Annotated in this window: 8 protein-coding genes; 2 read left to right on the top strand and 6 right to left on the bottom strand. The window is 29.2% G+C overall.

The genetic code is table 11. The annotated features are described in order from the left end of the window. Nucleotides 1-83 precede the first annotated feature (83 nt). The gene (locus Q0649_RS01720; protein WP_298836602.1) at nucleotides 84-2,084 is read left to right on the top strand and encodes a methyl-accepting chemotaxis protein; all 2,001 of its coding nucleotides are present in this window, start codon (nucleotides 84-86) and stop codon (nucleotides 2,082-2,084) included. 48 nt (nucleotides 2,085-2,132) lie between these two features. Here Q0649_RS01720 and Q0649_RS01715 read toward each other — a convergent pair whose 3' ends face one another. The 5 genes from Q0649_RS01715 to Q0649_RS01695 form a co-directional block, all read right to left on the bottom strand. Further along, nucleotides 2,133-2,699 carry a YdcF family protein gene (locus Q0649_RS01715; protein WP_298836600.1) on the bottom strand — a complete coding sequence of 189 codons (567 nt, stop codon included), beginning with the start codon at nucleotides 2,697-2,699 and terminating at the stop codon, nucleotides 2,133-2,135. A gap of 121 nt (nucleotides 2,700-2,820) precedes the next feature. Continuing rightward, on the bottom strand, nucleotides 2,821-3,990 hold the full coding sequence (locus tag Q0649_RS01710) for a DUF4145 domain-containing protein (protein WP_298836598.1): 1,170 nt from the start codon (nucleotides 3,988-3,990) through the stop codon (nucleotides 2,821-2,823). A gap of 566 nt (nucleotides 3,991-4,556) precedes the next feature. After that, nucleotides 4,557-5,423 (bottom strand): hypothetical protein, encoded by an 867-nt coding sequence (locus Q0649_RS01705; protein WP_298836596.1) that lies wholly within the window; start codon nucleotides 5,421-5,423, stop codon nucleotides 4,557-4,559. Nucleotides 5,424-5,628: 205 nt separating this feature from the next. Next, nucleotides 5,629-6,099 carry a VanZ family protein gene (locus Q0649_RS01700; protein WP_298836594.1) on the bottom strand — a complete coding sequence of 157 codons (471 nt, stop codon included), beginning with the start codon at nucleotides 6,097-6,099 and terminating at the stop codon, nucleotides 5,629-5,631. A gap of 179 nt (nucleotides 6,100-6,278) precedes the next feature. Further along, nucleotides 6,279-6,590: a hypothetical protein gene (locus tag Q0649_RS01695; RefSeq protein WP_298836592.1), complete on the bottom strand. Its 312-nt coding sequence runs from the start codon at nucleotides 6,588-6,590 to the stop codon at nucleotides 6,279-6,281. Nucleotides 6,591-6,863: 273 nt separating this feature from the next. Between Q0649_RS01695 and Q0649_RS01690 the strand changes: the two genes are divergently transcribed. After that, a complete protein-coding gene (locus Q0649_RS01690; RefSeq protein ID WP_298836590.1) occupies nucleotides 6,864-8,129 on the top strand; it encodes an Nramp family divalent metal transporter in 1,266 nt (421 codons plus the stop codon). 123 nt (nucleotides 8,130-8,252) lie between these two features. Here Q0649_RS01690 and Q0649_RS01685 read toward each other — a convergent pair whose 3' ends face one another. After that, nucleotides 8,253-9,449, bottom strand: coding sequence for a mechanosensitive ion channel family protein (locus Q0649_RS01685; protein WP_298836588.1), 1,197 nt, complete (start codon nucleotides 9,447-9,449; stop codon nucleotides 8,253-8,255). Between the last annotated feature and the right edge of the window lie 196 nt (nucleotides 9,450-9,645).

Raw genomic sequence — 9,645 nt, 5'->3', positions numbered from 1 at the left:
TATATAATTGTAAAGCCTTGAAGTCACTTGACTACAAGGTTATGAAATTAACTATTTTATGTATTATAAAGGGGGGAATTAAAATTAAATTCAAAAATTTTAAACTGAACAGTATTCGCACTAAATTAATTATTAGCTTGGTATCTATTTGCATTATTCCATTAATCATATCTGGTTTTGGATCTTATACTGAGTCAAAATCAATTCTCAGTAAAAAACTTACAATAACAAGTTCTCAAACACTTACAGAAATAAGTAACGGATTATCTGATTATTTTAATGGTTTTGATAATATGATATCAATGACATCAAATAATTATGATTTTATAAATGTTGATGCAGGTGACAATTACAATTATGTACCAGATGTATTGAAAGGAGTAAAAGAAAGCAATAAAGATATACTTAATATGTATTATGGAACTGCTTCTGGAAAGTTTAATACATACCCTATCTCAAAAATGCCTACTGGATATGACTCAACCAAAAGTTCCTGGTATAAACAAGCTACTGAACATCAAGGTCAAGTTATAATAACTCCTCCATATAAAGATAACGTAACTGGAAGTACTGTTGTTGGAATTGCACGTGCTGTCGTAAAAAATGGTCAAGTAGTTGGTGTTGTAGGAATGGATTGTGCCCTAACTACACTTTCAGAACGAATGTCCACAAAAAAGGTAGGGACTACTGGATATGTGTTTATATCTGATACTTTAGGTAATATTATATCTCATCCTAAAAAAGACCTTATAGGAACAAATGAGGCCTCTAAGTTATCGATTTGGAACAACATTAAATCGGAAGATAATTCTTTTATTAAGTACAATTATAATGGTGAGAAAAAATTCGGAGTATTTGTAACGAATAAATTAACCGGTTGGAAATTAGTAGCTCCCTTAAACGAAAGCGAATTGACTAGTGATACAGCCTCTATTTTAAAGGTTACTCTCCTAATCATATTAATTATGGGATTAATTTCGATATTTATGGCATTATTCTTAAGTAAAGGAATTAGTTATAATATTAAAAATTTGAAAGAAGTATTTGCTAAAGCTTCAAATGGAGACCTAACTGTATCTATTACTGCTTCTACAAAAGATGAATTTATGGATCTGGCAACCTCCTTTAACTCAATGATGAAAAACATGTCAGGTATCATGAACAATGTCACTAATTCCTCCAAAACTGTATCAGAGACCTCAACCACTCTTGCAAGTATGTCGGAAGAGGTAACGGCCTCTATCAGTGAAGTGGCAACTGCTATAGAGCAAGTTTCAATGGGCGCAACTCAACAGGCGCAGAATGCTCAAGATGGTGCTTCCGCTATGGACGACCTATCAATTAGATTAGATAAAATTAGTGTTAACTCTAATGAAATGGATACCCTTTCAATAGATACTAAAAAGTTAGGATCTAAAGGGCTTTCAATGATAGATACCTTAATCGAGAAATCAAACAAAACTAAACTTTCTACAAAAGAAGTTGATACTATAATCCAAGATATGAATGAGAGTACTAAACAAATAGATACAATATCAGAAACATTAGTAAGCATTACAGAACAAACTAATCTTTTATCACTAAACGCAAGTATAGAATCTGCACGTGCTGGTGAAGCAGGTAAAGGATTCTCAGTAGTTGCTGGAGAAATAAGCAAACTTGCTGATCAATCAAAGAATTCAACAGAAGAAATAAAGAAAATTATAGCAAGTATACAGAAAAAATCTGTTTCGGCATTAAATGCTATCAAATCCACTGAAATAGTAGTAAATGAACAAGATTTAGCAGTAGTACAAACTAAAAATCTATTTACCCAAATATTAAAATCAATTGAAATAATGATAAATAAAGTTGAAGAAGTAAAAATATCTATAATTGATATAAATGAGAAAAAGGAATCCACAGTATCAGAAATAGAAAATATTTCATCTATATCAGAACAAACAGCCTCCTCTACGCAGCAAGTAACCGCATCTACTGAGGAGATAACCGCTGCTATGGAAGAGTTTACGAAACATTCAAGCGAGCTTCAATTATTAGCAGAAGAGTTAGATACCGAGATAAAGAAATTTAAAATTAACTAATGTAATAAAAATATTCACTGTAACATTTGATGTACCCCAGAGAATACTTTAAATCTTTCTTTTTGGGGTACATATTTCATTTTTAAAATACCTACCTATTTTTACTACTTCCCCCATAACAAGATTAGTCGAATCTGCATTTGAAAACCAGTTATCTTTTGTTACCCCTGATTTATCTGTAACTGTAGATACATAGAATTCTACATCACGCGGAAATACTACTTGATACGTTAACAATGCTCTTCTTGAATGATATGATTTACAAACCAATATTGCATTTTTTATGTCTATCTTATTTTCATTTAAAACTTCTAATGATAATCGTGCATTCTCAAACGTATTTTTCGCTCTGTCTTCTTTTAATATCGCCTCCTCTGGTACTCCCAATTCAATACCTATAGTCTTAAGGTATTCCCACTCAGTCTTATATTTATATATCTCATGGTTTTCACCACCTGTTGGTAATATATATGGTGCAAGGCCCTTGTGATACAATTCTGCAGCCCTTTCCATAATTTGTGGCTGACTACACCCTGGAACTAAAATTATATCAGCCTTTTGTACATAATTATCTACAAACACTAAATCAGTTATACAATCAAATGGACAACCCATACTTCATCATCTCCTTATCTATTAATATTTTAATGCACACAAAACGAAAGTTATCCACAGTTACTCCCATTCTTATGGTTTTATTGTGCACAACTCTGTATATAACTATATTTATTTTATATTAAATTGCATATTTATCTTCAATCCAATTGTTAACAATCTTTTTCATGTCATATAATAATTTATTAGTTTCTATTTTATCTGCTTTGCCTTGATGGACGCCTGAATTTCCATCTCTTCTAAGCCTATCTAAAGTTTTGCTTGCAATAACTGTTATATAGTTTTCTTGTTTAAGCAGTCCAATTTTTTCAAACTGATTCAATTGAAAAATTTCTTTCCCTTCTTTCCCATTATATCTAAGTAATTCAACTGTAAAAAATTCTCCTGCTCTTCTTAAATGAGATATGGAAGCAATGTAGTCCCTTACTGAAGCACTTTTTTCTGCTCTTTCAATGTTTAACATAATTTCTTTTATTTCATGTCTATATAATTTACTATTGTCTTGAGACATGGATAAAATGTTTTTTTTGATATAAGTATCTATAAATTTCTTATATCCCCCACTTATACTATATCCCTGCATATCAAATCCAGCCCTATCAAATCCTCGCAAATTATACCCTTCCATATTGTAATCTTCTTTGTCTAATCCCCTTATATCAAATCCATTACTGTTAAATCCACAAGCATCATAACCTAATTTATTAAATCCATTTTTATCGCAACCATTACAATTATATTTGTTTTTATCGAACCCATTTTTATCAAAACCTCTTTTGTCATACCCTACGCTGTTAAAGCCATCTTTATCATATCTATTATTATTATATCCGCCTTTATCATATCCATTTTTATCAAAGCCATTCTTATCATAACCATTTTTATTATAGCCAAACCTATCTATACCTTTTTTATTAAATTCAAATTTATCGTATCCCTCTCTATCATATCCATCTTTATCTAAGCCACCACGATTATATTCATTTTTGTCTAATCCATGTGCATTATACCCATCGCACCCTATTCCATTTTCATCAAAATATGTCCCATTCATATGTATTGAATTTTTATTGAATCCAGATTTATCATATCCATCAGCATCATACCACGTTCCATTTATATGTTTTCTCATATTATTAAATCCTTTTTTATTAAATCCTTTTACATCATACCCTTTATTGTTATAACCCCTATTATCATATATAGTACCGTTTCTATGAACTCCTTTTTCATTGAATTCCTTTTCATCATATACTCTAAAACTTTCAAATATTCTCTTTAATATACCCACCCAAATCACCCCATTAAAATTTTCTATCTTCTCTAACTTACTATAAATAACTTTATACCTTAACTACAAAACTCCTATTCGTTTTTTTACCTTAATATCCTCATTACCTCGTATACCCATATAAAATCATATTATTCATTTATATCATATTATAACATTTAGCTTTAACTGAGTGTATCAATAACTATACTAAAATAAATAATCTCTAATTTTCATTATTTATTTATTTCTACATTAATTCACATAATTTTATATTATTTAACTGTAAATGAATTTTTACACCAACATTTTATCTGTAAATAAAGCCTGCCTTTTTCATCCCTTCAAGGTAATTTTCGTAACACAGTAATTAATGTTTGGATAACTTGATTAAATTGGGTTTTTAGTAGGATTGAAATAAAATAAAGCTAATCAAGTGTGTATCCGATTAGCTTTTAAATTATTTCAATTTTCATAAAGAATTTAAGTAATAAAGAATTTAAATTTGTTGGAGATTCAAGTCTTATGACAAATCACCTATAGAAAATAATTCAAACAACGGTTGGATTCTACTATCATTAACAGACTTAAGACCTTGTAAAATAACTCCCTAAAAACTTACGACAAGTGCCCAGTAGTGATGTATCAAATATATATAATCTCGATGTAGCAGAAGCCGTTGCCATAGGAGTATTTATTACTCTACCAATTAAGAACTTACCATATCCTATGTGGCAAATCCCCTCTCCTTCATCGAGTTTATCAATTTTATAAGTTTTAATATAATTACCTTGAAAATCATAAATTTGAATAGCTATATCGTAATAAATGTAAACATAATTCTTATAAACTTCTATGCTTTGGTAATTCATACCTAGATTGGGCACGTTAAAAACTGATTGTGAAACCATATTGACATCACATATACGGACATCAGAATTATCATAGAACACAAATTGATTATGCAACTTAGAGTAAGCAATTCCATAAACTATGGACTTATAAACATATTGAAATTCACGTTTAAATTTCATAGTTGTATAATCATATACAGATATGTAATTCCTTGCTCGAGGATCAGTATTAGTTGATATAAATATTTCTTTAGTATTTGGGTTGTATGTCATATCAGAACAATGATAAAGCTTTAAATTATCATAATTTGTTATTAGTTTTTTAGTTTTTCTATTCCATTTTCTCAAAGTACATAGTCCTTCCGTTCCAGAATATAATTTGTAACCTGAAATAATAACGTCATCTTCTGGGATATAAATTAGAGATTGCATTGACTGATTCCCATATAAAGCCGGTATAAATCCATCAGCCGTTTTTTTATCCACCGGTGCTACTTTTGTAATTATTGCTAATTTTTTAGCAGTAAAATTACAACCATAAAATACCACAATAGCTATACTAAATATAATAAATATTGAAGTAGTTTTTGCATTTTTCATTTCACACCATCCTAAGATAATTTATTTTTCACTTAATTTATCTTTAGGATAATGCAATAAAAATATACTATTCAAACTCTTATAAACTTTTCTTAACTTACTAAAAAATACCTTTGTTAATTAATTAAATTAAGCTCTTACTTAATATTATCCTTGGTTACACTTTGGTATTAAAAATAAAAACCCTGTACTTAGCCGATAAAAGCTACTTACAAGGCTTATTTAAATCTTTATTCGAAGAAGTGGGTCTTTTTTTTAATGCAACAATATAAATAAATAGAAATGCGGTAAGCCCTCCACATGTATCTACCATTACATCTCTAAATGCAGGTGACCTTCCTGGAACAAACGCTTGATGAAATTCGTCGGTACATGCATAAAGAAATACCATTAATATAGTACCAATAAAAATTTTTATATCTACCTTTTTACTTTTATTTATTGCTCTATATATTAACATATATAAAATAAAATATTCAGTAAAATGGGATGCTTTTCTAATTATAAAATCACTCAAGGTTCCAAATATGCTATTTAAATTTAACCCAAGTAAGTTAAATACGTATATGACAAATTTATTGTTTTCATCTGATACATTGCCTCTCTGGCTAGAAAACATGAATATTACTAGCATCCACCCTATAACTAAAATCCAATTAAGATTTTTCTTTTGCATACATTCGCCCCTTAATTATTAATTTTGCTTATTACTTAAAACTTAATTATGGTTTACTTGAATATATTTGTCAATATTACAAATTAACATCAAGGGACATTAATGCAAATATAAATATAAAAAGTATATTTCGCACACTATATATGTAAGTGCATGATACGTATTACTCTATAATTACTTTATCCCAAAAATTCAGGTTCTTTCACGTTATCTGATCTTATCGCTTTTTTCATTATAGTAAGATCTATTGTTTGATTATATTTATCAAATTTGCAAGGATATTTTGTTCCACAGGTATCACATTCTATAAATTCCTTAAAACAAGTCTGCTCTCTATTATCAAACAAAAATGGAAGATTCTTTGATTCTTTATCTTCTATACTTGCATTAACTAAATCTATTTTATATGTATAAATAAAAGTGGCCTCATGTTTCATTTCAAAGTTTTTACCATTACACTTAGGACATATTAGTAATTTATTTATTTTCAATTTATAACTCCCTTTCTGATATAATATGATTATAGTATTTGTTTTTTTCTTATTCATATTCTTCTTATTACTATTTAAGGTTTATAATGATTATATACATGTATTGTACTTTTAGTTTTGCCACCTACTGTTTATATATATTAGTCTATTTAATCTTTTTAAAATTATTTTATGAATTCTTTAATATTTCTTTATTTGTACCTTTTTGTTGATTTAAATAGCAGTTATCATATACTATATATTGTAGGAATAATATAGAACGGATGTGTTATATTGAACTTATCATTTATTAAAAATTACTTTAAAAAAGAACGCAAACCTAAACTTAAAGCTTTAAATTTTTTAAGATATATAGGACCAGGCCTTTTAGTAACAGTAGGATTTATCGATCCTGGAAACTGGGCTGCAAACATTTCTGCTGGTGGCGAGTATGGCTATGCTCTCCTTTGGATGGTAACACTTTCAACTATTATGCTTATTCTTCTTCAGCATAATGCTGCACATCTTGGAATTGTTACAGGTAATTGCCTATCAGAAGCATCTACTGCCACATTAAAACCAAGTCTCAACCGTGTGGTTCTTGGTACTGCTGTAATAGCTGCAATATCTACTGCCCTTGCAGAACTCCTTGGTGGTGCAATTGCTTTAAATATGCTGTTTGGTATTCCTTTAAAGCTTGGGACAATATTAGTTCTATTTTTTATCTTATGGATACTATATACAAATTCTTATAGAAAACTAGAAAAATGGATTATTGGGTTTGTTTCACTTATAGGACTGTCATTTTTATTCGAATTAAGTCTTGTACATGTAGAATGGGGAAAAGCTATGATAGGTTGGATCAAGCCTTCCTTTCCCAGTGGATCTCTTCCAATAATAATGAGTGTACTTGGAGCTGTCGTAATGCCTCATAATCTATTTTTACATTCACAAGTAATTCAAAGTCGTCAATGGAATCTAGAAGATGAGAGTGTAATAAAAAAACAACTTAAATATGAATTTATGGATACATTTTTTTCAATGATAGTAGGCTGGGCTATAAATAGTGCTATGATCCTTATTGCAGCAACTACTTTCTTTGCACAAAAAATTCATGTTACAGAACTTAATCAGGCTCATCAGATGCTAACACCTCTACTTGGAAATACAGCATCTATTATTTTCGCTATAGCTCTGCTTTTCGCTGGAATTTCATCCTCCGTTACTGCAGGCATGGCAGGTGGAAGTATTTTTGCAGGAATATTCGGTAAGGATTATGATATTAATAATATATATACTAAACTTGGAATAGGCATTACTTTAATTGGTGCTGCAATAGCTATATTTTTTATAACCAATCCTTTTAAAGGTCTTATCTACTCACAAATGTTATTAAGTATACAACTTCCTATAACTATATTCCTCCAGATATATTTAACTTCTTCAAAGAAAGTTATGGGCAAATATGCTAATAGTACACTAAATAAAATAACTCTTTGGATTATCGGGCTTATAGTAACCGGGCTTAATATAATGCTACTACTAAGCTTCATACAGTAAATCCATAAAATATAAAAAGGAATTAGACAAATTATCTTGTCTAATTCCTTTTTTATTTACCATATGCCTATATCTTATAGGCTATGTTGATATTATAATCTCAAAAACTCTATTTTATAATACTTATTGTTTATCCTTATCTTCACCAATATTCTCTGTTGATATATCTTTATTCTGAATCATATCTAATGGTTTTTCATATTTATTTTCGACTTTATTTGGTAAATCATCTAAATACACATTAGTTCTTGGAAATGCCATTGAAATATTTTCTTGATGCAATATATCCACTATTTCGAAGTTTATATCTTCTTTTACTCTAAAGTATTCATCAAAATCTGGTGTATCAGCAAAATAACATACTAAAATATCTAAACTAGCGGTGCTTACCTTATCAAATCTAACAAGAATACCTTCCTTATTAACCTGAGGGTGATTCTCTAACATACTTCTAACTCTTGAGACAAACGTCTCTAATTCTTGCCTAGATGTTATATAATTAAGTTCTAAACTAAAACTAACTCTTCGTTTACCTCTTCTACTAAAATTGGTTAGTGGTTCATTAGTTAACTTTGAATTAGGTACTATTATTAATGCTTCATCAATAGTTCTTATTTTGGTAGTTCTAAAAGAAATGTTTTCTATACTACCTTCTAAGCTATCACTGTTAACCCAGTCTCCGATAGTAAAAGGTTTATCTAATATTATAGACATACCTGCAATAATATTAGCAGCGGCATCTTTAGCTGCTAGTGCAAATGCCAATCCACCTAGTCCAAGTCCTGCAATGAACCCTTGAATGTTATATCCCCATTTTTCAGCTATTATTGTAACAGCTAATGCTATTAGTATTAATCTTAATGTCTTTGATATAAATGGAAATAATATTTTATCAACTTTTATATCATATGCTTTATGCATTCTCTCAAATAAAAGAGAAGATTCTCCTGTAAGATTGTAGAGTCCCCATGAAATTAATATTATTATGGCGGAACTAAAAAGCCTGTTTATAAAAGCTAGCGGTATTGGTAATGCATATCGTAAAATCACAAAGGCAAAATATATTCCTAATACTTCAAAAAAATTAATCAACGGTCTTTCAAATGCAGATACTATTTTTGTATCTGCTTTAAATTTTGTTTTATTAACAAGTTTTAATATCATTTTGAATACATACTTCGCAAATATATTTTTCAATAATAAAAACAGTACGAAAACTCCAATAGCTATTCCAACGTATCTAAGTTTAATATATGTGAATCCACCAAAAAAAGCTTGGATTTTTTCTTTATCAAAAACCTCTACTATTGATTCAAACAAACAAACACACTCCCCTTTGTCTTATGTTTAAGTATATAATCATTTTAAACTAATAATGATATTTTCTCAATGGATTATATCGGAAGATTTGTTTTTTATTAATATATAAGCCATAAAAAAAGACACTTCATAAGAAGTGTCTTTTTGGTGGCTTACCGGAGAATCGAACTCCGGACACCATGATTAAAAGTCATGT

Origin of the sequence: uncultured Clostridium sp. (assembly GCF_937920395.1) — a bacterium.
In the GTDB taxonomy this organism is placed as follows: domain Bacteria; phylum Bacillota; class Clostridia; order Clostridiales; family Clostridiaceae; genus Clostridium_AD.
This window is presented reverse-complemented; position numbering and strand designations above follow the sequence as displayed.

Coding starts and splice junctions, on each gene's coding strand:
- Q0649_RS01715 (WP_298836600.1), bottom strand. CDS start 2,699: ATGGGTTGTCCATTTGATTGTATAACTGATTTAGTGTTTGTAGATAAT.
- Q0649_RS01705 (WP_298836596.1), bottom strand. CDS start 5,423: ATGAAAAATGCAAAAACTACTTCAATATTTATTATATTTAGTATAGCT.
- Q0649_RS01700 (WP_298836594.1), bottom strand. CDS start 6,099: ATGCAAAAGAAAAATCTTAATTGGATTTTAGTTATAGGGTGGATGCTA.